Here is a 25,743-nt window from a genome sequence, read left to right as displayed (position 1 = left end):
TTATTTCAAAAATTTCTTTATTCGAAGCGCAAGCGCTATCTCAAGAATACTATTCGGATCTGACAAATCATATCCTGTCTGATTTTCAATTTTTTTAATTCTGTATATCAAAGTATTTCGATGCAAATGAAGTGCATTTGCTGTTATATTTCTTGCCCCTAAATTATTCACGAGAACTTCCAGCGTTTCTAAAAGTTCACTTTCATTTTTTTGATCATATTCAATAAATGCATTCAACTTGTCCTCCATAAACTCCTGACACAGCTCATGCTTACTGATTTCTTTCATGATTCTCCAAAAGCCTGCATCTTCTATACAAAGTACTTTTGAATTGAATTCCTGGCACACTGCAATTTCTACTGCATCCCTTGCATCCTGATAAGCCTTTCCGAAACGTTGGTAGGAATTTTCTACTCTCGAAACACCTATCGCTGCAGTATATCCTGTCTTTTCCGAAATATTTTTCTGAATCTTCTCGAAATACTCTTTCGTTATAGTTTTCTCTTTTGTCCGTTTTAATATGCATTGAAAATTATCATTATTCGACAAAACAATTACTTTTTCCTCGCCAAAAGATTCTTTTATCATATTTTCGATTTTCTCAATTTTTTCATGAACAATCTCTTCCTGTAGTTCATGTAATTTTTGTTTAATTCCATCAATTTCAATATAAACGATCTGGTACGGAGGTGATGGCCATTTTTGTTCTTCGATCCGATAGTTTCCTTCTTCATTACATGTGATATTTCCTGTCAAAAGATCAATAAACAATCTTTTATCCATTTCCCGACGGTTATATTTTTCAATTCGAGAATAAATGCTATCCATCAAATTGTTCTGTGATTTTATCAATGCCTCCATCACAAGATAATTCATTTCTATGAAAGGCAAATCTTCCGGCCACAAAATGATTGGGAACTGTAATTCATTAGCCAATTTGATCGCATCATCCAAAAAACAACCAATATATCTATATTTTGTCGCGAGCGCAGCTGCCTTTGCTTCATACAAATTTCTTATCAGATTCATTATTTCTTCTTTTGTGTCACTATATGCATATCCAGTTGTAATATACAAAACATTTGGGCGCATCCATGCTTTCATATCTGGTATTTCCATACAATCCACAAAGCGAACAATCCTATCAATTCCACCTTCTCCGGCTGCTAATGTACATCCTTTCGACTGTGCCAGCTCTAATACCTCTTTTACTTTTATTGACACTTTCTATTCCATCCCTTTTTATTTGTATTATAGATAAATATAGAATATCATAAAACACTGTTTTTTCAAATATCATCTTACGCTTAACTTTATCCAGATTGTATTTCTGACCGAACGTCATTTTTTCTCATGGATTTTTTCCACACTTTTTGCTATACTATTCTCAATACTGGCACTATTAACGACATTACACAGGAGGTTCACATGAAGAAAGTGCTTCAAATATTTCAGAGAGATTTAAAGAGACTCTTACGTAGCCCTGCTGCTGCTCTCGTCATGGTGGGCGTCTGCATTCTCCCTTCTCTCTATGCATGGTTCAACATTGCCGCCAACATGGATCCCTACGGCAATACAAAAAATGTAAAAGTGGCGATTGCCAACTGTGACACCGGCGGTCATACAGACTCCATGGATTTGAATGCCGGAGCCACCATCGTACAGAATCTGAAAAAAAATCACCAGCTTGGCTGGACCTTTGTTGATGAAAAGAAAGCCAAAAGCGGTGTCCGTTCCGGCAAATACTACGCTGCCATTGTAATCCCGGAGGATTTCAGCGAGTCTCTCCTCAGCATCCTTTCCGGGAATTTAAAACAGCCACAGCTCGACTATTATATTAATGAAAAGAAAAACGCGATCGCTCCGAAGATCACCGCCACCGGCGCAAGCACGATCCAGCAGCAGATCAATGATACCTTTTCGTCCGTTGCCGCTGACTCCATTGCGAAGATCGTGCAGAAATCGGCCGGTACACTGACCGGCAAGCTTGACGGAACAAATTCTACGCTGATGCAGGCGCTTACCGATACCCGTAAGAATCTTGCTGACTATCAGAACGCCCTGAAGGATTTCCAGGCTACGGTAAAAGATTCCGGTTCTTTGATCGATGACACTCTGAAAACACTGGACTCTGTAAATGCTGTTGCCTCTTCCGGTTCTGCTGCCCTTGCAGATACATCAGATCTGCTTGCCACCAGCCGGACAGCAATCGGAACCTTTTCCACAGAATTTTCTACCAGCCTGTCAGATGGCGAAACACTTTTAAATAATGTCTATACTTCCGCATCCTTAAAGCTCGGAACTTTTGAGACAAAAGCCACACAGGTCAACACTGCGATCGGAGACAGTATTTCTTCTGCCAGCTCTTTAAATAAGAAAAATGCAGAAATTCTGGAAAAGCTTGCCGCCCTTCAGCAGCAGATCGGAAGTGATTCTTCCCTGTCCGGTATCGTCAGCGAAAAAATTGCAGAACTCCAGGCACAGAATGATTCTCTTCAGGAACTCATTGATTCTCTTGGGAACAGCAATTCCAGCATAGGAAATGCACTGACTACAGCAAGTAATACCAGAAGTTCTCTTGAGACACTCACTGCCCAGAACCGACAGTCTCTGCAGAATTACCGAAACAGTCTGAACCAGTCGCTTCTGCCACAGCTGAACCAGTCACTTGACGGGATTGCCACATTGAGCGGAAGCCTTTCTTCTACTTTAACCGGGGTAAATCCGACGATCACACAGTTAAAGGTGATCCTTACCCAGTTAAAGAGCAGTTTAAACGAAAGTGCAGACGCACTTGGTCAGACCGGAGGAACTCTTGAAAGCGTAGATACTGCTCTGGAAAATATTACCGCTGATCTAAAAGCTCTGCAGAGCTCCGAAACCTACCAGCATCTGATCTCACTGGAAGGCATCGACTCAGATTCCATTTCTGATTTTATGTCCTCACCGGTTTCGATCAATTCAAAGATACTTTATGATGTGGAAAATTACGGTTCCGGAATGACTCCGTTTTACACTAATCTGGCACTCTGGGTTGGCGGACTGATCCTGGTATCCATCCTGAAACAGGAAGTAGACAAAGACGAAACCATTTCCCGTTTTACTCCGACAACTGCTTATTTCGGACGTTGGATGCTCTTTGTCGTGGTCGGACTGATCCAGGGATTCATTGTGTGCATGGGCGATCTGCTGCTTCTGAAAGTACAGTGTGTCCACCCGGTTGCATTTGTGTGCGCTGGTATGCTCTGCTCCTTTGTGTATGTCAATCTGATCTATGCAATGGCGCTGACCTTCAAGCACATCGGAAAAGCACTTGCCGTTGTCCTGGTCATCCTGCAGATCCCTGGTTCTTCCGGAACCTATCCGATCGAGATGACACCGGTCTTTTTCCAGAGACTGCATCCGCTTCTTCCGTTCTCTTACGGAATTGGCGCTATGCGTGAGTGTATTGCCGGATTTTACAAAAATAACTACGCAAAGAATCTGCTGACCCTGCTGCTTTTCCTTCTCCTTGCATTCTTCATCGGACTGCTACTGAGACCACTTCTGATGAATCTGAACCATCTGTTCGACAAACGTCTTGCCGAGACAGATCTGATGCTGGGAGAGACTGCAACCGGTGAGCTCTCCCGCCCACAGCTTACACTGATGATGAAAACCATGATGCAGGATGAAGACGGACGGGCTGATTTTATCCGACGTGCCAACCGGTTCGAAAAACGGTATCCAAAGCTGATCCGTACCGGTTTTATCCTGATCCTTGTAATTCCACTGATCTTTCTTCTTCTGATGTTCAGTCTGGAATCCAAGATCATATACCTGACACTGTGGATCATTTCCCTGATCGTACTCGCCGTCTATCTGATCTGTGTGGAATATATTCACGACAAGACCTCCAGACAGCTTTCCTATATCCATCTGTCTGAGGAAGAATTTTTTAAAAAAGTAAAGGAGGGAAAAGACAAATGAGAAATATATGGACCATCTTCACAAGAGATATCCGGAAAATAAGAACAAATGTCATTGCTCTGATCGTCGTTCTTGGCGTCACAGTGGTTCCCTGCCTTTATGCATGGTACAACATTGCGGCAAGCTGGGATCCCTATGGGAATACCGGGAATCTGAAGGTCGCCGTGGCAAGCGTAGACGAAGGCTATATCGGAAACCTGATCCCGCTCCAGCTGAATCTTGGCGATCAGGTATTGTCTGCTCTTCGGGAGAATACACAGCTCAACTGGGTATTTACACCCAAAAGTAAAGCAATGAAGGGTGTAAAATCCGGAGAATATTACGCAGCGATCGTAATCCCGGAAGATTTCAGTACGAACCTGATGAGTGTATTTTCCAGTGATATTAAGAAACCAGAAATTACCTATTACTCCAATGCAAAAGAAAATGCCATTGCACCGAAGGTAACAGACAAAGGAGCAACCGCAGTCCAGACACAGGTCAACGAAGTATTTATCGAAACCATTTCCGACACGGTGCTGACTGCACTTCAGACTGTTGCAAATACCGCAGACTCCAGGGATTCGGATGAGCTTGCAGGTACACTGATCACAAACCTGAATAAAATCGGTTCTGATCTGTCTGCTTCTTCGACGACTCTGCATTCCTTCTCACAGATGACCGATTCTGCGCAGCAGCTTCTGGACACAACTGCCGGGTTCTTAAAAGTAACGAAAGAACAGGCTTCTGCAAATGCAGATACTCTTTCCGGTACACAGCAGTCCTTCTCCGGGATTCAGGAGACTCTGGACGGAGCTACAGACGGAATCAATACTGCGCTGACCTCTACCAAAAGCTTTTACGAGCAGATGTCACAGACGATCGATCAGGCATTCCAGTCGCAGTCACAGGATGCTTCTTCTGTTGCCAGCACCCTTGACCTTCTTAGCGACCGTGTCAATGCGATCGTACAGTCTTACCAGGGAATCCGTGACAGCATTGCACAGATTGCAGATGCACACCCGGAGCTGTCTGATCTTACCGCACCAATCCTTGCAAAGTTGGATGACTCCATAGCTGTTCAGGGAGAACTTCGTGATAAACTCACAAACGCAGCATCTTCTCTTCGCGATACAGCCGGCAGCGTAACGACTTCCAAAAAAGAGCTGGATGATCTGATCAGTTCCAGCATTTCAGGAATTACTGCTGTCAAATCTGACTATGAAACCAATGTATCCGGTTCTCTAAAACAGCTGTCTGGCTCCCTTGGTTCTACAAAAAATGATCTGTCCGATCTGCTCTCCCAGCTTGGTGCAAGTGCAGATGGAATTTATACCCTTGCCTCCTCCGCAGGTTCTGATCTGTCACAAATCCAGAAGGCTCTGGAGACCTCTTCTAATCTGTTGGAGACAGCATCCAAAAAGATTACCGATACAACTTCCAGATTAAGCCAGATGGAGGCAACCGGAGACTTTTCCGAACTGGAAGACCTGATTTCCGGCGATAAGAACAGCATCAGCTCCTTCCTCGCTGCACCGGTAGAGCTGAAAACCAACAAAGTGTACCCGATTGAAAATTACGGTTCTTCCATGGCCCCATTCTACTCTACACTTTCCATCTGGATCGGCGGAATTGTCCTGGTTGCCATGCTCAAGGTCACTGTATCCGAAAACGGCACCACCGGGCTTAAACATCTGAAGCTCCATCAGATTTATCTTGGAAGATACCTTATCTTCCTGATTCTCGGGCTTTTGCAGAGTACCCTTATCTGCCTCGGTGATCTGTTCTACCTTGGCATCCAGTGCAAGCACCCGTTCCTCTTCCTCCTTGCCGGATGGATATCCAGCATCGTATATGTCAACATCATTTACACGCTGACTGTCTCCTTCGGAGATATCGGAAAAGCGGTCAGTGTCGTACTTCTGGTTATGCAGGTAGCCGGAACCGGCGGAACTTTCCCGATCGAAGTCGCACCGAGATTCTTCAAAGCGGTGTATTCACTGTTTCCATTTACCCACAGTATGGCAGCTCTGCGCGAAGCAGTCGGTGGACTGTATGCTATGGATTACTGGATTGATCTTGGAAAGCTTTGTATCTTCCTTGTTGTATTCCTGATCATGGGACTGGTGCTTAGGAAGCCGATCATTAAGGTGAATGAGGCGTTCTCAGAGAAGCTGGAAGAGACGAAGATTATGTAAAAATAGAAGTACTTGTCTTTTACATTTACATTAAAAAACTCTCTTATGAATGATTTAACGATCTTTCATAAGAGAGTTTTATTACCTATATGGTTCAAATATTTTACTCATAAAAATAGAATTCACATATACCAGAAGGCTTCCGCCTATACTACTCCAGAATATACTTCCATAAAAAAGAGTTCTGTAATTATAAAGTGTTCCTCCAATACACACAATATCAAATAATATAATAATTACTGCATACGGCAGTTGTGATATTGGTATTAAAAAAGCATTTTTTATCATATTCTTTATTGTATTTTCAAAACAAGCTATCAACGGAAATACAAATATCCATCCCCATAATAAAAATATGATGATTCCTGCTACCAGAATATTTATTATCTGTCGATTCAACTTGATATATGTTACTGCTATATACCAGTCATATCCAACAATATATCCTGTCCCAATTAACAGAAGCCAGATAATTGTACTTTGCTTAAAATTTTGACGAAATGCTTTTAAAAAGCTTTTTATAATATACCCTTCTTCCTTCTTTATAATTTTAAACATTACAGAATATAATGCGGTTGTGGATGCCCCTGCTGTAATAACAGGTACTGAACATACCAACCACAAAATATTCAAAATAAGGAAATCACATAATGTCGTGAGTATACGAATGATTCTATTATCTGTCATATTATTTGTTTAATATTCTACCTTCCACATATATCGACGAGTTGTGTAATCTATTCCTGTTGCTTCTGACAATGCTTTCATATAAACATTATTCAAAATAGGTGTAAACAAAAGATGATTAAAATATTCTGAAACTGAATCTTTTAGATTATCAAGACCAAGCTCTTTTGCATCCAGAATATATACTTTTTCACCTGCATATTTCTTTAAAAATGTAATTGCACGCTCATCAGCTTTTCTGGTTCTTCCATCTGCAACAAGGAGGAAAAATGCTCCATTTTTATCTGTAATTTCAAATGGTCCATGGAAAAAATCACAACTGTTAAATGTTGGAGATTGAATCTGTAACATTTCGAGAATATTACAAGTTGAAAAAATATGACCAGAACCATAAGCTGGTCCACTTGCGATTACTGTAATTGTTTTTTCATCTTTAACCTGATCTGCCCATTTCTTTGCTAACGGTCTGCAATATTCTCTTGCTCTCACATAAGCCGGCTGAATTTTTTCAAAAGCATCCATTGCATCTGTATAATTTTTATATCCTTCTGTAACATCTACAATTGCCATTGCAATTCGCAGTGCATTTCCCGCATTCGTTCTTCCCTGATCCTCATCGTCTTCCCAGATACTTCCATACTGAACATTATAATCGCAAACTTCTGTAAGCCCTGATTCATCAACATATTGGCTGATTGTAACAGCTCCAAGTTCTTTTGCGACTTTTGCAGCCTCTATTGTTTCCTTCGTTCCCCTCATAGATGTGATAACTGCAATCGTATTTTCTCCTATACATTTCGGTGCTGCAAATTCAAATTCACTGCTTGTGATCATCTGCGAACGTACTGCTGTAGATTCCCTGTCCATAAAATACTGCGCTGCATAATGTCCATCATTTGAGCCGCCAGCCGCAACCCATACAACATTTTTAAGACCACCTTTTTCTTCCATTTCTTTGACAATTTTTTCAATAAGCTCTCTGATTTCCATTTTCTTTTCCTCCTATTGATCTATATATTTTTTTAACATTTCAAAAGATATTTGCATTGCTTCATGTGGTGTTCTCATATACTTATCATTTAAGATTTCCAGACTTAACATTCCCTGGTAATTTACCTCATCCAACTCATGCAACATTCCCCTGATATCCAATTCTCCTTCTCCAAGAATCAAATGCCCATTAGGGATTCCATCCGCAACATGCACATGCCTTAGATACTTTCCCAAATCTTGAACTGCCTGTTTCATTGTTTCTTTTGAAAACCCCAGAGTTGCCGTATCTATCATGCCTTTCACCGCAGGTGACCCTATTTCCTCAATCATTCGTACTGCTTCTTTTGCAGTATGAGTTGTTGTATATTCGCGCGGTGAAGTTTCCAATACCATTTCAATGTTATATGCTTCTGCCATATCACCAAGTATTCTCATTGAATCAACAGAACGTTTCCATACATCTTCATCCTTCTCATCAATTGTCCCATATCCGCATAAAGTAACGATTGTATCTGCTTCCAGTTCAGCTGCTGTTTCAATTGCTTTTTTGAAGACGTTAATGCTTCGATTTCTTGCCGCAATATCAAACGCTGCAATATTTACAGGATACAAACATTGTTCCGGTGTTACACACATTGCTTTTAATCCGAAGTCTTTCAGTTTTTTCTTCAAACTTTTAATATCTCTGTATGTAATATCATCCATATGAAAATGCGGAAAACATGCATAAAATTCAATTTGTTCCGCTCCCATCCTATGTAAAGAATCCAATGCATAGTTCAGGGAATATTTGTAATACGGATAGTTCGACGTTAAAATTTGAGATCTCTTTAAATTTTTCATGACTCTTATCCTTTCACACTACCTGCCGTCAATCCTCTTACAAATTGCTTTTGAAGCAACAGAAATGCGATAATCAGAGGAAGTGATGCTATAACCATGCTTGAAATCACAAGTGTCCAGTTTGTTGTTGTCATTCCCTGAAAATTCATCAGACCAACCGGTACTGTTTTTTTATCTGTACTCTGTAACAATACATTAGCAAACATCAATTCATTCCATACTGCTCTGAAGCTTACAATGGAACACGAAGCAATAATCGGTTTACTAAGTGGCAACATAATTTTTACAAATATCTGCCATGTAGTTGCTCCATCTATATATGCAGATTCATCCAGGCTATAACTAATACTTTTATAAAATGTCATAATCAAAAATGTAGCAAATGGAATTCTAAATGCTGCATCAATCAAAATCAAACTAATTCTCGTATCATACAATCCCGCAATTTTGACCATCTTAAACAAAGAGATTAATGAAGATTGTGGTGCCAGCATTAATCCTCCTAATATTAAATAAACCCATAACTTTTTTGTTTTAAATTTTAATCTTGATAAAGGATATGCTGCAAGACAACTTAAAAATGTTGATAAAGCAGTTGCTGCTACTGTAATAATCACGCTATTGGATAAATATACTCCAATCCCTTTATTCCACGCATTTACATAGTTTTCCCAATGCCATGTCTCCGGCAGTGAAAATGGTGATAAAAATAATTCCTGATTTGTTTTAAATCCTGTAATTACCATCCATATAAGTGGAAAGATGATAATCAACGCAAACAAAATAAATAAAATATATGTAATAATATGAACGATTTTCTTTTTCATCTTCCCACCTCCTATTCGTCTAATTTATATCCTTTCATCTGCAATAACCCGATTGCGAATGTCACAATAAAGATAAAGAATGCTATTGCAGAGGCGTATCCCATCTGGTCGTTTCTAAATCCAACTTTATACAAATAAGTCGCTAAAGTTTCTGAGGCATATCCCGGTCCACCATTTGTTGTTACAAAAACTTCATCATATTCCCGGATAGATCCTGTAATCGTAATAATCATATTGATCAATATTGTATCTTTAATCTCCGGAAGTGTAATATAGAAAAACTTCTTTAACGCACTCGCGCCATCTATATCTGCTGCTTCATATAAATCAGCCGGTATATTCTGAATTGCAACCACAAAAAGAACTACTGTATAACCTATATATTGCCATTGTGACATTGCGGCAATAGAAAAAGTCGCACTTCCTGCATTTCCAAGCAAATCAATATTTTCTGTATTTATTCCGATCAGCTCTAACAGAGGATTCATAATTCCGATAGATGGACTGCAAATCATCTTAAATGCAATACCCACTACCGTCACCATAAGCAATGAAGGAATGAAATAAATTGACTGAAAAATGTTCTGTGTTTTTCGCATAAACTTGGATTCAAGCGTATTGGCAATAATTAAAGAAAGACCTATCTGAAAAATAACTGACATAATCATGAAAATCATATTATTTTTCAGTGCTGTATAAAACACTTCGTCTTTGAACATTTTTATATAATTGCCAATTCCTACAAATTTATGACTGGAACTCATTGCTCCCCAACTAAAGAAGCTTTCATACAAATTGATAAAAATTGGTAAATATAAAAGTACAACAATCATTAAAATCGCAGGAAACATATATAATGCAATTGTTCTTTTGTTATCTTTCCGCATATTTAATCTTCCTTTCAGAGGAGCAATATTATGCCCCTCTATTTATTTGCATCAGCAACTTCTTTTGCTGCTTTTTGCACATCTGCCATGACATCTTCTGCCAACTTTCCATCTAAAGCTTCCTGTAAGCTTGCCATATAGGTATTAGAAACATTTCCATCAACACACTGATCAAGCCATTCGGCAATCGCATTATAGTCTTCTGATGTTTTATAAGCCGCTGCAATTACAGCATCTGAATTATCTTCTGTAATACCTCCAATAATTGCATTCGGAAGTCCTGTCTCTTTGGTCTGTTTTTCAGCCTGTGCTTTCTTTGTTAAAAATTTAAGGAATTTAACTGCTTCATCCGGATGTTTTGTTTCAGCAGAAATTGCATAATTTTCTGATCCACCTGTTACAATTGTTGACGCCTCATCTCCTGTTGCGCCATCCGGAATCGGAATCTTAAAATAACCATATCCGTCTTCCCCCATTGCACCCGTATAGAATGAAAACTGGCTTGTCGCATCCAGGATCATCGCCTGCTTACCTGCAGCAAATTCTTCTCTTACCTGATAATAATCTTTTGAATTTACATTTTTGCCAAGATATCCGGCATCATTCAAATCCAAAAATGTCTGGACAGCTTTTACATATCCTTCATCGGTAAACGCACCACTACTTGGGTTATAATCCGCGGTTCGAACATCCTTATTTACAAAATTTGCATTAAACTGACCAACATACCACATGGTATACCATTTGTCTGAATTACCAAATGCAATTGGTGTAATCTCTTTATTTTTCAAAGTATCGCATACATCAATAAATTCATCCCATGTAGTAGGAACATCTAAATTATTATCTGCAAATACCTGCTTATTATAAAGCATATATAATACAGAGCTCCTGTAAGGTACAGCATAGTTTTTTCCTTCATATACACTACTGCTAAGAAATGCCGGAAGAAAACTGTCTTTCCATTCCGCGTCTTCATCCATGTAAGAGGTAAGATCTAAAATTTTACCTGATCTTGAAAATCGATTTAAGCATTCACCGCCCCAACAAAAGAAGATATCCGGAAGATCTCCCCCCGCTGCCAGAACACTCAACTTTTCTTTCATTGCCTGATCACTGATATTTTCATATTCAATTTCAATATCTGGATTTTCTTTTTCAAAATCTGCGATTGCTTCTTCAAAATATCCTTTATATTCGTCTTCCGGATGTTTATCAAGAAAAGTTAATTTAACTTTTCCACTATCCGATTCATCTGATTTGCTACCACAACCGGCAAATAACGCTACCGTCATTGATGCAACCATTAACATTGCTATTGCTTTTCTTTTCATAACCAATTACCTCCTTAAATGTTAATAATCTCTGACAGCTTTTTCGGATTGACGTCGTATCCGATTCCCAAAGCTCCCTCTTTTACCACTATCGTTGCTGCATATTCTGCTGCTTTTTCAAGTGCCTGTTTTATATTATTTTCAGATTTCATCGACTCGTCAGCCTTCATCTGTAAATAATTCATTAGAAATGCGCTAATATAGGAATCGCCTGCTCCCATCGTATCTATTGCTTTTACTTTTTTCACCGGTTGCATATAAAATTCTTTTCCATCATAAGCTATTGTCTTATCTGCTCCTCTTGTTCCTACTGCTATCTCACATCCGGTGCTTATTACTTCTTTTAAAGTTTCTTTTGTTTCTTCTTCAGACAGCTGTCCACATGATAAAAACGCATATTTTATATTAGATCCAATTTCACGGATATCATCTAAAGTAAAATTATCATAAAAATCATAACAAATCTTAACTCCATACTTAGCCAGTTTCTTTATCTTTTCATGATTAACTCTGGCTCCCCAACTGATACATGCGATATCAAATTCTTTAATATATTCAATTTCTTCCTTTGTAAATTCAAATGGATATAAATCCGTTACACCTTTCTTATTCCAATCAATAAATACTCTGTCTCCATCTTTCAAATCTACTAACGCATATCCACTGGATCCTTCTTCATGATGTGAATGGCTGGTATCTATCTGCTCTTTTTGCAAAGTTTCCTCTAATATTTCTCCAACCTTATCATTTGCAAAAACTCCCATAAATGCAGCCTTTGCTCCTTGTTTTTTTGCATTGTATGCAATGTTATATTCATTTCCGCCTGGATACATCTTATTTTTATAACAATAAATATCCATAGTAGCTATGCCAATTCCTATGATACTTACGCTCTCCATCATGTGCCTCCTCGTATTATCTTGTTCCTGTTTTTTTAACTTGTATTAACTCGTCTTGCTACAAGAATACTATTGTTGTTAATTATTGTCAATATATTTTCTGATTTTTATTATTTTTAGGTATTTTGTACAAATAACTTTAAATATTTTTGTAAAAAAAGAAGATACCTTTTTTAGATATCTTCTAGTTTACTGTTATTCTTTTATACATACCATTTCAAAATATTATCATTATCTCCTCTGACAATATCTTTGACCGTATGAACTGGTCCTCCATTAATATCAAACACACATACTTCCGATTCTATAACCGGAGTTCCAACCGAAAGCTTCAACAATTGTGCTATTTCTTCCGTTGCAAATATAATTTTTACACTTCTCCTTCCCTTAATTGACGGAATCATATGATATTTTTCCTGCAGAATCGCATAAAGCGATCCGGTTAAGTCCTCATTCATTAACCCATCTAATTCTGCAGATAAGTGATTCTCCTCGATTAAAAGCGGAACATTATTCACACACCGTAATCTTTTAACAATTAAAATGTTTTCTCCATCATTAATTCCAAAAAATTCTTTATCCATTTCCGTTTTTACCGGTTCCAAGCCAACTTTTAAAATCTTGGATTTTAAATCTGCCCCTTGCATCTTTGCATCTCCAGTAAAACTGGTTACTCCAACAGGCAGTCTTAACATATCTGACTGTGCAACAAAGCTTCCTTTTCCTTGCACCTTGATAATATATCCTTCTCTCTCTAATTCTGCCATCGCGTTACGAACAGTTACCCGGCTCATACCATATTCTTTTTGCATTTCTGCCTCTGAATCAAGTTTGTCCCCCGCTTTTAATATTCCAGATCTTATTTCCTGTTTGATTTTATTTTTCACCTGTAAATATAATGGTATAGAATTTGATTGTGATTGAATTTTAGTCATTATATCCCCCTAGCTTGTATTATACATGTATCTATTTTGATATTATCATAATACAACTAAAGTTATGTATTTGCAAGGAATAATGGAATATATGCTCTTTTTATACAAAGACACGTCTTATAACATATTATCATTATAATTTCTGTTTCCTGTAGCGTTACCGGTTCATTGTTATCATCATATACTTCTATATCCTTTATACAATCTTTTTTAGACACCGTATCCTTTCCACCACAGGCAGTAGTTCCTGCTACGATCAAAACAATCCAAAAAAATATAGCATATTTTTTATATTCCAAATCCACTCAGCAATACATAATATCCTGTCAAGATCACTACAAACACCACAATAACCGGGATTGTCTTCTTCATCAGCTGCCCCCAGGATACCCGGAAATATTCCGTAATGATCGCAAGGCAGATGTGCGTCGGCGAAATCTGCATTGCCGCATAAGAAAGTGCCATCAGGTACACCAGAAGTCCGGCTCCTGCATGCGGTATGCTTGCAAATGCCAGCGGAATCAATAGCACAATCATAGAATTTGCTCCACTGATAATCGTTCCAAGAAACATAATGATTCCAAATGCCGCAAACTGTGGAATTGCAGATCCTGCAAACAAATCCGGAAGTTTTCCGATTGCCCCTGTATAGGTAAGAATGTTCTTGAACATCATCAGAATGATCGTATTGAAAATGATTCTCCACTCTACCGATGTCTTTGCAAAATCCAGCACTTCCTTCAGACTTAACCGATATACAATAATCGAAAGCACAATAATAAACGGCAGTACCTTGATCACAGAAAGATTCAGTGCGATCACAAGCACAATACAAAGCACCAGTGGCCAGAAACAGTACAGAAGCTGTTTGAATTCTTCTTTTTTGTCTATCATTTCATCCTCACTTGCTTCATATCCTTTCGAAAGCTTCCGCAGATAAAATACATATCCCAGTACCAGAAGCACCACAACCATCGGCGCCATAAAAAGTACAAATTGCCCGGTTGATACCGCTGTAATGGAAAGTGCCAGCAGAATTGCATTATAAGTCGGCGAAAAGCTTTCTGAAATATGGCGGTAGTAACTGGTCACAAACGTCTTTTCTTCCACATCCAGATCTTTTCCCGTCGCCTTATCTACGATCGCCCCACAGATATTGACAGCTCCTGCAGACGGAAGGAATCCAATGATCACCGGCGCAATTACACACACCATACGCCTGTCTCCGCTAAGCCTCTGCAGTGCCATCTCCGCTCTTTCCAGAAGTTTCCGGTTCTCCATAATCCGCTGCAAAAAGGTTACAAGAATAAAGCTTCCGACCACCAGCAGCGTATCCTTTTCATAAACCGACTGTATCATCAATTTTGCTGCATCCCCAAGCGGAATTCCAAACAGGATCACAGTCAGCAAAATGGCAGCGATCATCGCATCACGCAGTTTTAATTTTGCCAGGACCATCACCATAATGACAATAAAAATCACTGCAAGCTTTATAAATTCGGTCTGCATCTCTTTACTCCAATTCTCTTTTTTCCAATTTTCCTTTTTTCATCCACAGACACCGGTCCGCATAATTTGCGAATTCTCTGTCGTGGGTACTGACCAGGATTGTCGTTCCTTCTTTTGCCATTTTTTGAAAATATTTCATAATGATCTCTGAATTTTCCATATCCAGACTGCTTGTCGGTTCATCTGCGACTACCAGTTTCGGGTTCTGCGCAAATGTCCTTGCGATCGACACACGCCTTTGCTCTCCGCCGGACAGATTTGCCGGATATTCGGAAAGCATATTCTGGATTCCAAGAAGCTCCGTCAGATACGTGATCCTTTCTTTATCCGGTTTCCGGTTTTTCCCCAGCGAAAGTGGCAGCAGGATATTTTCCATGACCGTCAGATTCTGGAGAAGATTTTGTCCCTGCATGATATAACCAAGGTCGCCTCCCCGCAGAACCGATAACTGTCTGTCATTCATTTTTTCAATCTCATGATCCAGTACTGTGATCTTTCCTTCTGTCGGTTTCAGGATCCCGGTCAGCATATGGAAGAGGGTGGATTTTCCACTTCCCGACTGTCCCATGATCGCAACCAGTTCTTTTTCTTCCACTTCCAGATTCACGTGGTCTACTGCATAAAACTGATTCTTTCCACGTACAAATTCCCGACTCAGATTTTCTGTCTTTACAATCATGATTCCACCTCCTGGATCAGTTTATATAGTTCCATACGATTCGCTCTGACTGCCGCATATAAGGTGGCAAGAAGGCTGACACCAACCGCAAGCCCCAGGCTCTGCAATGCAAGAATCACATATTGGGAAACATTTACATTCAGATATGGCATATTCATACTTTCCATGATCACGTCTTTAAATAACAGGATTCCGCCTCCGGAGAACACCACTCCAAGAAATCCTCCAAGCACACCGATCATCCCTGCTTCCAGAAGAAGCATCTGGAAAATCTGGCTTTTTCGTGCACCAATAGAAAGTAGTACCCCAAACTCCTTCAAACGTTCATTCACAGTAATGTTAAAAATGCAGATCAGTGCCAGGACTGCCATTAAAAACAACAGTCCGATCAGAAGCGCGCTGTAAGACTGCATCTGTTCCAGTGTATCTGAAACTTTTCCGGACATTGCTTTTGCCGTATAAGCTTTCAGTCCGGAATCTCTCATCTTTGTGTTGATCGTGTTCGCCACTTCTTTCGGATCTGCTCCGTCTTTCGTCCGGATCGTCAGAAGGGAAACATATTTCTGCGGTTCTGTAAGATCCGTCACATACTTGATCTGAAAACTGTCAAATAATGTATATGCCGTCTCAAAATTCATGAATGCGCAGTTATCATAACTGGTTCCTGTTTCTTCGAGTTTTCCTGCAACCTCGTATTCCTGTCCAAAGAAAGAAATTTTATCTCCCGCTTTTGCCGTAATCTTGCTTCCAACAACAGTCTGACCCTTTTTCAATTCACTCACATTGCTTCCAGACATCCACGGCTGTACAATAAAATCACTTTCCGGTTCAAAAGCAACAATCTGTACCGGAACTGAACAGCATGCCGCATCCAGTGATGCAATGTAGAGCTGCGGAGAAATTTTGTCAATTCCATCCGTCTTTTTCACCTGATCCATCAAAGACTTTTCAAAATAGAAACTGCACAACCCTCCCGAAAACAGAGAATCGCTTAAATCTGATTCATATTCTCCCGGTGCTACGATCACATCCGCCCCAATCCGATCTACTGTCTTATCAATACAAGTTTTCATACTTTCTGTCAATACTCTACTGGTAAACAGCGCTGCCGATAAAATCAGCACCAGTGCTGCCAGAAACATCGTCCTGACTCTTCGATGCCGCAGATTTCTGACTGCAAGTCCAGGTACAGTCAACATTTTCTGTTCCATTTTTCTTTCCTTCCTTTTTTAACATTTTGTTCGGAAAACCCCCGTAATTTTCCAATTAAAATTAAGAAAGAATGTGCCTCGGCACATTCTCGCGCCGAGCGCGGTCGCTTGCGACATTCTTCATCTTCGTGCGAGTGCGCATCTCCGGCACGCAGTGCCTTTTGTTTCATGGGAAGTTCCTTCGGAATTTCCTATGAAACAATAAAGAATGTGCCTTGGCACTTTCCTAATATATAAGACAAAAGAGGAGCTTCCACTCATCCCAGAGTTCAAAGCTCCTCCACCTCATTCATTTATGTGTCTGATTATTTTGTGCTTACTTTTTCAGCAAGTGGATGCCATGCTGTCTCTACGACTTTATCTACAGTCCAGTCAGAGGTAATGATTCCTGCCTCAATGTAGTCCTTTGCAACAGCTTCAATTGTTTTCTTTGTATCTGCATTGGATACTGCCCAGTTCTGCTGATCAAGCATGTATTTTGTAAGCTCGATGTCACCAGATACCATACCCTCATCAAGCATGATCTGTGCAGCTTCGTCTTTGTTTTCTGCAATGTACATATATGCATCCATTACACATTTTGTAAGTACCTGAGAGATTACCGGATTTTCTTTTACGAATTTTCCGCTCATAGCCATTACGCAGCATGTTTCATCTTTGAAATCATCATCCCATGTGATAGAACGAAGAACTTTTAATGTTCCGTCATCTACAAATTTCTTTGCAAAACGGTCACTCAGAAGGCAAGCTTTGATGTCACCTGACTGAAGAGACTGGATTGCTGCACTTGATTCAACCTGTACACATGTTGCTGCATCCTGTTTCAATCCATCTGCAAGGAAGAAACGAATGATCATGTTGTGTGAAGATCCACCGATCGGGCTATCCATACCAACAGTTGTGCCTTCCAGGTCTTTTGTTGATTCGATTCCTGAATCAGCAAGTACATATAATGATTTGCATCCTGTCTGCGCACTTCCTGTAAATACGATGTCCATTCCGTTTGTGATCGGAACTAACATATGTGCAATATGGTGTACTCCAAACTGAGCTTTTCCAGTTCCAAGTGCTTCTGTGATTTCAGTACCAGCTGCGATCTGAACATCTAATCCCCAATTATCATAGTATCCGAGTGCTTTTGCCATGCTAGGTCCTGATGTACAGTCACCACCATCATATTCGGCTGTGATGGTTGTTCCCCATGCCGGCTCTTTTTTCATTGCTTCTTTAATTTCATCATCTGACATTTTTGTGATATCAGTCACTTCTTTCTCTGTAGAAGCTTCCTGTTTTTTGGAATCACTTGTGTCTTCCTTCTTTTCTGATGAGCTTGATGAACCGCCACATGCAACCAGTGATACGGTCATTGCGCATGCAAGTAACGTTGCAAACAATCTTTTTTTCATAATTCTTTTCTCCTCTTCGTGTTTTTACTTTGTTGCTTTTATATTTATCTTTCAATAAATATCCATTTAATGATCTGTATGATGCTTCAGATCAAGCATCTTCAGAATCCTGTTCCGATATGCCTGGAACTCTTCGCTGTCTCTCTGCTTTGGTTCAGCCAGTTCAATCGGTATATCTGCCTTTACACGTCCCGGTCTTGGCTCCATAACCAGCACTCTTGTTCCCATATAAATTGCTTCTTCTACATCATGTGTAACCATGACGACCGTCTGTTTCTGTTCTCTCCAGATATTCAGGATCTCATCCTGCATATTCATTCTGGTAAATGCGTCCAGCGCGCCAAGAGGCTCGTCCAGAAGCAGAATATCCGGATGATTGATCAGCGATCTTACCAGCGCCACTCTCTGCGCCATACCTCCGGAGAGCTGATGTGGATAGTCTTTTCGGAAATCTTCGAGTCCTACCATTTTCAGCATATGCTCTACCAGTTCTTTATCCTGCTTTTTCTGCATACGCAAGCTGAAGGATACATTCTTCTCTACCGTAAGCCACGGAAACAATGTTGCTTTCTGGAATACCATTCCACGATCCGGTCCAGCTCCAACAATCGGTTTTCCGCCAAGTCTGATCTCACCGGTAGTCGGTTTGATCAGTCCTGCGATCAATCGCAAAATCGTTGATTTTCCACATCCACTTGTTCCAACAATACTGACAAACTCACCCGGCTGGATCGTCAGATTCACCTCTGCCAGCGCATGTGTGATCTCGTTACTGTCTGTCTTTGCAAAACTCTTTGTTACTTTGTCAAACTCCAGGACACGCCCGTGTCCCTGCTTCTCATCCACTGATGCCATCTTATTTCACAACTCCTTCCTGCCAGCGAAGCACTATTCTCTTGATCACATTCAGTATAAAGGTAACTGCTGTGAAAATAAGACAAATTAAAACGATAGCTGCATACATTTTAGAATAGATCGCCCATGATTTCTGCCACTGGATATACCATCCAAGACCTGCCTCAGCTCCCATCATCTCAGCAACCAGAAGTGCTGTACAGGCAGAACTCATTCCCTGTGTCATCCCCTGAAGAATGTTTGGCATTGCATGTGGGATTGCCACCCGGAATACCAGCTGGTGACCTTTGGCACCTAATGTTCTGGCCGCTTCCAGATATGCCTTGTCTACATTCTGGATACCGGTTGACGATGCGATCGTAAGTGCAAACCATACACCAAGAGCGATGATAAATACACTTCCTTTAAACAATGAGGATACCAGAACCATGATGATCGGGATCCATGTTGTGGAAGGGATCGGTCCAAGCATCTTAATGATCGGTGAAACCCAGTAATTAATCCTTTTACTGTATCCACAGGCAACACCTGTGATCAGTCCAAGGATTGCTCCAATAAAATATCCCGTGAATAATAATCGCAGTGAGTACAATGTACTTTTCAATAACAGTGCCCGGTCATCAATGATCGCACACAAAATCGTATTCACACATGGGAAGAACGGCTGTTTTAAAATACCTGTCTTAACCGTCAGAAAATCATACAGCATAATTACCAGTATGATCACAGAGTAAAGCGGTGCTTTATGACGTACTTTTGCAAAATAGCTTTTATTCAGTAATCCTCTCACTACCATGATCAGATATAATGCCAAAAAAAAGCAGACGACAATAGTAAACACATGCGGATTAAAATTCTGAACGGCATCCGGCATCAGATAATATACTAAAAACATAATTATCGCTGCAAAATACGGACAAAAACAAATTACCACATCCAACATATGTTGCATCTTCGTCTTCGGAGCAGTTTCCTGTCTTGCAGCAATTCTTATTCTTGCAGCAGATAAGATCTTTGCCCCGGTATGCAAAGGAACCATGGAACTTGCAAACGGAGGAGAATGCATGATGCGGTGTCATTATTATGGAATTGCACTGTTTCTTTTCGGTCTGCTCCTGCTTGCAGAATCCGTTCTTCTTTTCTTCGGAACACACGATTTTAAATTACCGGTTGTCATCATTATCACTGCTGTTCTGATCCTGCTTCTTAGCAATACTTCAATTGGCATTGGTATTTGTGCCAAGGCAGGTATGATGTGCCACAAAACTGCTCTTTGGGGAAGAATTGGTGCTGTTCTGGCAATCATCGGTGCCGGAATCAGTCTCTTTGTACATAAATCACAGATGCCACAGGCGAATTAGGATTCACGCAACAACATTTCAAACAGAATATCTGATTACCTTTCCTGTAATCTATAATCAGAAGTCAAAACTTTCTGTGTACGCAAAGAAGCCGGAGTCTGACCGATAACACAACTGCCTATATTCAGGCTTTTCTGTTATCAGCCAGATCCCAGCTTCTTTTTTCGCTCTTTAAAGTGTTTCTGCCACTTTCATATTTGCAATCAGTCCCCGCAACTGAATCAATGAAGAATATCCATCAGTACAGTCATCAATCTTTCCATTTGCCGCAGGATGGAAATAGCGTCCTTCCTTCTCCGCTCTCTTTCCCTCGGCAATTGCTTCTCTCAAAATCTCCCTGTCTTCTATCCGCTTTTCTTCCGGGATTTCATTGATGATGAGCATTGGTGGCTTTACCGTTTCTGTACTGTTTTCTGCCTTTCCCTGCAGTTCAACTTTTTCTCCACAAAATACATAGCCGGTACAGTAATTTCTTTCTGTTCCGATCACCTTCACTCCGTGCGATATCAGCCAATCGATCGTTGCTTTCCGGTCCAGCATATCTTTTGGTCCCGCCGAGATCAGGACCACCGGAATCTGCTGAAGAGCCGGAAGATCCGGGCAGAGTTCTTCTCCTTTGATGTCCCCGATTCCACCCATTCCACAGGTAATTGCAACCGGAATTCCCATTTTCACACAGACTGCCATTGTCCCGGAAGCGGTAAGTGCGCCTGATTGCTTTTCCACTAATGCCTTTTCCAGCAGATCACAGTCAATTCTTGGATAAGCGGATGCCCGGCTTCTAAATTCAAGAAACTCATCGATATCCCCGATCCTGATTTCCCCATGATCAATCCAGGTGATCTTTTTTCCCGGATCTTGCCATTCTTTTTTTATTGTTTCATTTGATACCGATTTTAATCCATGTGTCAATAATGCTGATTCTACTAAATATTCCATCTGTTGTTATTCCACCTTTCTCCTTCTGGATATCAATCCCGTACTTTTTCTCATCATATCATACTTTTACAGCTCAAATTAAAAAACCGGATAAAAATTTGCATTTCTACCCGGTTCCTGTATTATTTCAACAATTGCATCAGCTCTTCAAAAAAGCTTTTTGAGGTTTCTTCTGAAATCGTATAATCTGACGTTATCTCTTTAATGATCTTTTTCAACCATTCGTCCCATTTCATAGTCCACCTTCTTTTCCGCCAAAGGCTTCTATTTTGTATTGTCTACCGCATCCTCCACCAAAGAGTAATCGGCATTATCGCCCACAACATCTGCGTACAGATCATCCAGTGTCGGGTATCCATAATATTTCCATACCATGCTGGAAATACCGTCTGTCTTTGCATCAGTCTTGATCTTAAAGAAATTGCCAGGTGTTCCATAGTCAGACAGATCAATATCTGTATTTCCTTCCCCGTCTGCAAGAATCGTTCCATAATGCATATACCAGTAAACATCATTCACCTTGTCATAAGATCCATCATCATTACTGTACTGATTCCGTACTTTTACATGATAAATAAGATACAGTTCATTTCCATTGCCCACAACAGGCTCCAGCAGATAATCTCCCATATAAGTAAGGCTCTCCAGAGATTCGGAATCTACCCAGCTGCTCTCCACATGATCATTGTATTCCTGTTCCGCCCGGTCCTTCATTTGCTGCATTGTATCATCATCGATGTCACTGGCTGATGTGACATAATACCACAGTCCTTTTACGGTATATTCTTTTTCCCATTTTTCCGGCAGCTTTCCTATGTTGGCGGCATAGCTGTCTGCCATAGATTTATCCAGATATACTTTAATCTTGTCTCCGTTTGCCAATGTTCCATTTGATGCATCTGTCTGAAAATCGGCAGATGTAAGATCAGATCCTGTATAATCAAATGAAACGGCTCCTCCCGGACTTATTCCGTTAAATGATACCTGCAGGTCTTTGAATGCATCAAATGTCTTAACCTCTTCCAGCCCTTTGACTTTATAGGTTTTATTTTTATATTTCAGGTTGCATTTCACATATTTTGCATAATCTTTATTGACATTCCAGTTGTATTTGACTTTATCTTTGTTGGAAAGATTGCTGTCCGATTTCATTTCCACACTAACATAGGACTGCAGTACCGCTACCGGTGATATGGAATCTGTATTTTTTCCATACTGTTCTTCAAATTCTTTTGTAAACTTCAGTCTGGAATCATATTTTTTCTGAATCTTCTCCCAGTCGATCTGCGGATATACATTTCCATATCCGTTATATCCTGTTGTTTCAAAGGTGACATACTTGTTCAGATCGATTGTTCTTCTTGCACGCGATATCAAAAACCCTGCTGCGATCACTACAACGACAACCGCACATGCCAGACCGATCAGGAACTTGTTCAGTCCTCTTGATTTTTTATGTGTGAGTGATTTTGTTTCTGCTGTACTTGTTAGCGTCTCTTCTGTATTCTGGGCGACCTCTTCTTTCTGCTCTTCTGCATTCTGGACAGCCTCTTCTTTCTGTTCTGCTACATTTTTAGCAGGTTCTTCCTGTTCCAGTGGTTTTCCGCATGTTGCACAGAATCTTGAACCATCTGGATTCTCAGTTCCACAATTTTTGCACCTCATATCTCTTTTACATCCTTTCTGTATGTTATATTTTTCTCGTTTATATTATTAAGACGAGTCAAAATCTAGTTTGGTTTTAAAAACAAGAAAAAATTTTTATTTTTTTAATAACGACTGATCTGGTTGATGATCTCATGGTATGAAACAGCTTCATTGCCCAGTGCTTCCGGCTTTCTGTTTCCAAACAATTTCTTTAATTTCTTTTCATATTTCTTTTTTGTGACTTCTTTTTCAGCCAGTCTTTACATTTGTTTGCCACAATGCAGTTGAACCAGCTTTTCAACCGCTTTGGATCCTCAATCTGCTTCAGATTACGGAATGCAGAAATATAGGCATCCTGCATGATATCCATTGCATCCTGCTCATTTTTCACCATCTGAAGTGCGATTGCAAACCCTTGCACATAAGTCAGATTGTAAATTTTCTCCAGAGCATTCTTTTCTCCGGCGGCAGCTTTTTCTATCATCTCTTTCAGATCATTTTTTTCTTGATAATTGACATTCTTCGCTCCACAGTTTCCGCAGAACTTCTGATCACTCCTGATTTCTTTCCCACATCTGGTGCAATACATGTTTTCTGTCCTCCAACACATCAACCGGTCGTTCCTGTGTAAGCACAAATCTGTAACCGGCTCACCATATACATAAAAGACCGGATAGAATAACTCCTATCCGGCTTTTTGCATATACTCTTTCATTTTTTCACATTCTGACCTGCGTTTCATCATTCGATGCTTTGCCTTCTAGCTTTCCTCAGTTGTCTTATCGTCTTCTATCTTTGTTCCACAGTTTGTACAGAATACAGTGCCCTCTTCCAGTGGCTTTCCACAGACCTTGCACACTTTCACTTCTGCCTTTTCCTCCGGTTGTTCTGCCGGTGCTTCCAGTGCCGCTCCACAGTAAATACAGAATTTACTTCCAGGGTTCACTTTCTTTCCACACTGCGGGCAGATCTCTTCTGTCGATAATTTTTCAATCATCTCTTTGTTGACCGCGATCTCATCCTGCAGGGATTTGATCTGTGCGGCAAGCTCCGGCATCTTTTCCATGCATTCATCTCTGTAATTGGCATAGTATGTACTGCCTATCTGGTAAATGACTTTTTCAATTTCTTTTTCTTTCGTCTTATTTAAATTTGTCAGGCGGAAAATCTCTGTCGTATCCTTTGCCTTCTGTGATAAATCCTGACCGGTTTCTGCCAGGCTACTTTTCAGATTATCAAAAAATCCCATTTGTCTCATTCCTTTCTGTAAATTTTATCTTACCACTTTTCTTGCATTTATCAATAAGCAATTTGTATAATTTACAGCCTCTTTACAATCTTTAAAAATCATGATTCAAAAAAAACAAACACTTTCTTCCAGTATTCTTCCGCAATCGTATTTTCCGCATTGAATATCTCATGCTTGGACTCTGGGAACTTCACAAGCTCGGCACTTTCCGGTCTGTTCTTGTTTAGTTTTCGCACAAAACGTTCCTGCGCTGCATTCGACACCAGATTATCCTTGCCTGCCGAAAAGAGCATGACAGGTGCTTTGATCTTCTTCCATCCGGTCTTTTCCAGATACCGGTTCAGACGCATTGCATTTCCGAGCCATCCATAAGACGGTGCGTTCAGATGATAATGGGCTTCCTTCGTCCTTTTTTCTTCATAATACTCAAATCTCGGACGGGAAAGGGAGCAGCTCTCTTCAAATTTTCCTGGCTCCTTGTATGGCTTCTGACCGACTACATATTTTTTATTCCTTCCCACCTTGCAGGATGTCTTTGCGATCGCCTTTGCCACATGCCACGGCACCCCTCCGGTCAGTGGGCGGATCATCGGTGACGACAGAATTACCTTCTCAAACATTTCCGGTGCTCTTGCCGCAACTGCTGCCGCAATTCCGCCTCCCATAGAATGTCCGTACAGATAAATCTTCATCCCCGGATTGTCCTCTTTTGCCTTCTTGGTTACAAAGATAAAGTCCTCTACATAACGTTCAAAGCTGTCCAGATGCACCAGGGATTCATCTTCTGTCAGACGATAGCTGAAGCCATGTCCACAGTGCTCCGGAAGATATACGCTAAAACCTTCTTTTGCAAAATAATAGGCGATCTCCTTATATTTTTCCGCGTTTTCAATAAATCCATGTGACAACATCACAACCGCATGTGGGTTCTCCGGAACATAATGCATACAGTGGATCTTCTGCCCTGCATGTCTTTCCAGATAGAATTCCGTTCCGATAGATACAAGATACGGTTCTACGATGGTCTGCATTTCTTCTTTGTAGTTACTTTCCTGTAAAATAGGTGTCTGCATGTGTGATAACCTCCCCGATAGATTTTGGTTCGTACTTTTTATTTTCTGATATGATTATAGCAGAGAGGGGAACTCTCTGCTATAGGATTTCTGTATACAGTTCTTTAAAGTTGTTCAAAATTATAAAGTTGCGCTTTTTCCACTTACATAATTCAGCAATCGCATTAAATCTGTAATCGTTACGTTTCCATCTCCATTGATATCCGCTGCATGACTTTCGAATATCCTTTGGCTTAAATATCATATGCATCACAAGTTAATTA

24 protein-coding genes are annotated in these 25,743 nt (G+C 40.2%); 3 read left to right on the top strand and 21 right to left on the bottom strand.

Annotation, left to right across the window (positions count from 1 at the left end; all coding sequences use genetic code 11):
• The gene (locus PGW42_RS05005; RefSeq protein ID WP_270202861.1) at nt 1-1,224 is read right to left on the bottom strand and encodes a PucR family transcriptional regulator; all 1,224 of its coding nucleotides are present in this window, start codon (nt 1,222-1,224) and stop codon (nt 1-3) included.
• A gap of 204 nt (nt 1,225-1,428) precedes the next feature.
• Here PGW42_RS05005 and PGW42_RS05000 point away from each other — a divergent pair, with 204 nt between their 5' ends.
• Both PGW42_RS05000 and PGW42_RS04995 read left to right on the top strand, forming a co-directional pair.
• Nucleotides 1,429-3,969, top strand: coding sequence for a YhgE/Pip domain-containing protein (locus tag PGW42_RS05000; protein WP_270202862.1), 2,541 nt, complete (start codon nt 1,429-1,431; stop codon nt 3,967-3,969).
• A complete protein-coding gene (locus PGW42_RS04995) occupies nt 3,966-6,146 on the top strand; it encodes a YhgE/Pip domain-containing protein (RefSeq protein ID WP_270202863.1) in 2,181 nt (726 codons plus the stop codon). The genes PGW42_RS05000 and PGW42_RS04995 overlap by 4 nt, the downstream gene beginning before the upstream one ends.
• Nucleotides 6,147-6,227: 81 nt before the next feature.
• Here the strand turns inward: PGW42_RS04995 and PGW42_RS04990 are convergent, their stop codons facing one another.
• The 14 genes from PGW42_RS04990 to PGW42_RS04925 form a co-directional block, all read right to left on the bottom strand.
• Nucleotides 6,228-6,833: a YesL family protein gene (locus tag PGW42_RS04990; RefSeq protein WP_117823559.1), complete on the bottom strand. Its 606-nt coding sequence runs from the start codon at nt 6,831-6,833 to the stop codon at nt 6,228-6,230.
• A gap of 9 nt (nt 6,834-6,842) precedes the next feature.
• Complete coding sequence (locus tag PGW42_RS04985; protein WP_117823557.1) at nt 6,843-7,823, bottom strand: sugar isomerase; 981 nt, start codon at nt 7,821-7,823, stop codon at nt 6,843-6,845.
• 12 nt (nt 7,824-7,835) lie between these two features.
• Entirely contained in the window at nt 7,836-8,669 is an 834-nt protein-coding gene (locus PGW42_RS04980) for a sugar phosphate isomerase/epimerase family protein (RefSeq protein WP_270202864.1), read from the bottom strand.
• 5 nt (nt 8,670-8,674) lie between these two features.
• Entirely contained in the window at nt 8,675-9,496 is an 822-nt protein-coding gene (locus tag PGW42_RS04975) for a carbohydrate ABC transporter permease (RefSeq protein ID WP_117823555.1), read from the bottom strand.
• An 11-nt stretch (nt 9,497-9,507) separates the two neighbouring features.
• The gene (locus PGW42_RS04970; protein ID WP_117823553.1) at nt 9,508-10,383 is read right to left on the bottom strand and encodes a carbohydrate ABC transporter permease; all 876 of its coding nucleotides are present in this window, start codon (nt 10,381-10,383) and stop codon (nt 9,508-9,510) included.
• A gap of 38 nt (nt 10,384-10,421) precedes the next feature.
• Nucleotides 10,422-11,717 (bottom strand): ABC transporter substrate-binding protein, encoded by a 1,296-nt coding sequence (locus PGW42_RS04965; protein ID WP_270202865.1) that lies wholly within the window; start codon nt 11,715-11,717, stop codon nt 10,422-10,424.
• Nucleotides 11,718-11,731: 14 nt separating this feature from the next.
• Nucleotides 11,732-12,616, bottom strand: a complete 885-nt coding sequence (locus PGW42_RS04960; protein WP_173700069.1) for a PfkB family carbohydrate kinase — start codon at nt 12,614-12,616, stop codon at nt 11,732-11,734.
• 203 nt (nt 12,617-12,819) lie between these two features.
• Nucleotides 12,820-13,551, bottom strand: coding sequence for a GntR family transcriptional regulator (locus PGW42_RS04955; RefSeq protein WP_270202866.1), 732 nt, complete (start codon nt 13,549-13,551; stop codon nt 12,820-12,822).
• Between the two features lie 288 nt (nt 13,552-13,839).
• Complete coding sequence (locus PGW42_RS04950; RefSeq protein ID WP_195250977.1) at nt 13,840-15,060, bottom strand: DUF401 family protein; 1,221 nt, start codon at nt 15,058-15,060, stop codon at nt 13,840-13,842.
• Between the two features lie 4 nt (nt 15,061-15,064).
• The gene (locus PGW42_RS04945; RefSeq protein WP_117557805.1) at nt 15,065-15,739 is read right to left on the bottom strand and encodes an ABC transporter ATP-binding protein; all 675 of its coding nucleotides are present in this window, start codon (nt 15,737-15,739) and stop codon (nt 15,065-15,067) included.
• On the bottom strand, nt 15,736-16,950 hold the full coding sequence (locus tag PGW42_RS04940) for an ABC transporter permease (protein WP_022220963.1): 1,215 nt from the start codon (nt 16,948-16,950) through the stop codon (nt 15,736-15,738). The genes PGW42_RS04945 and PGW42_RS04940 overlap by 4 nt, the downstream gene beginning before the upstream one ends.
• Nucleotides 16,951-17,255: 305 nt before the next feature.
• Nucleotides 17,256-18,356: an ABC transporter substrate-binding protein gene (locus PGW42_RS04935; RefSeq protein ID WP_270202867.1), complete on the bottom strand. Its 1,101-nt coding sequence runs from the start codon at nt 18,354-18,356 to the stop codon at nt 17,256-17,258.
• 66 nt (nt 18,357-18,422) lie between these two features.
• The gene (locus tag PGW42_RS04930; RefSeq protein WP_175305358.1) at nt 18,423-19,211 is read right to left on the bottom strand and encodes an ABC transporter ATP-binding protein; all 789 of its coding nucleotides are present in this window, start codon (nt 19,209-19,211) and stop codon (nt 18,423-18,425) included.
• A 1-nt stretch (nt 19,212) separates the two neighbouring features.
• Nucleotides 19,213-20,106, bottom strand: coding sequence for an ABC transporter permease (locus PGW42_RS04925; RefSeq protein ID WP_270202868.1), 894 nt, complete (start codon nt 20,104-20,106; stop codon nt 19,213-19,215).
• Here PGW42_RS04925 and PGW42_RS04920 point away from each other — a divergent pair.
• On the top strand, nt 20,105-20,572 hold the full coding sequence (locus PGW42_RS04920; RefSeq protein ID WP_330676995.1) for a DUF4418 family protein: 468 nt from the start codon (nt 20,105-20,107) through the stop codon (nt 20,570-20,572). The genes PGW42_RS04925 and PGW42_RS04920 overlap by 2 nt on opposite strands.
• A gap of 171 nt (nt 20,573-20,743) precedes the next feature.
• Here the strand turns inward: PGW42_RS04920 and PGW42_RS04915 are convergent, their stop codons facing one another.
• From PGW42_RS04915 to PGW42_RS16235, 6 genes are all read right to left on the bottom strand, one after another.
• The gene (locus PGW42_RS04915; protein WP_270202869.1) at nt 20,744-21,511 is read right to left on the bottom strand and encodes a pseudouridine-5'-phosphate glycosidase; all 768 of its coding nucleotides are present in this window, start codon (nt 21,509-21,511) and stop codon (nt 20,744-20,746) included.
• Between the two features lie 264 nt (nt 21,512-21,775).
• The gene (locus PGW42_RS04910) at nt 21,776-23,176 is read right to left on the bottom strand and encodes a zinc ribbon domain-containing protein (RefSeq protein WP_270202870.1); all 1,401 of its coding nucleotides are present in this window, start codon (nt 23,174-23,176) and stop codon (nt 21,776-21,778) included.
• A gap of 193 nt (nt 23,177-23,369) precedes the next feature.
• On the bottom strand, nt 23,370-23,747 hold the full coding sequence (locus tag PGW42_RS04905) for a sigma factor (RefSeq protein WP_270202871.1): 378 nt from the start codon (nt 23,745-23,747) through the stop codon (nt 23,370-23,372).
• A gap of 171 nt (nt 23,748-23,918) precedes the next feature.
• Nucleotides 23,919-24,407: a zinc ribbon domain-containing protein gene (locus PGW42_RS04900; RefSeq protein ID WP_270202872.1), complete on the bottom strand. Its 489-nt coding sequence runs from the start codon at nt 24,405-24,407 to the stop codon at nt 23,919-23,921.
• Nucleotides 24,408-24,505: 98 nt separating this feature from the next.
• Nucleotides 24,506-25,480: an alpha/beta fold hydrolase gene (locus PGW42_RS04895; protein WP_270202873.1), complete on the bottom strand. Its 975-nt coding sequence runs from the start codon at nt 25,478-25,480 to the stop codon at nt 24,506-24,508.
• A 120-nt stretch (nt 25,481-25,600) separates the two neighbouring features.
• Nucleotides 25,601-25,705 (bottom strand): dockerin type I domain-containing protein, encoded by a 105-nt coding sequence (locus PGW42_RS16235; RefSeq protein WP_082424237.1) that lies wholly within the window; start codon nt 25,703-25,705, stop codon nt 25,601-25,603.
• Nucleotides 25,706-25,743 lie beyond the last annotated feature (38 nt).

The organism is Coprococcus sp. TM115-187 (assembly GCF_027679115.1).
GTDB classification, from domain to species: Bacteria; Bacillota; Clostridia; order Lachnospirales; family Lachnospiraceae; genus Allocoprococcus; species Allocoprococcus comes.
This window is presented reverse-complemented; position numbering and strand designations above follow the sequence as displayed.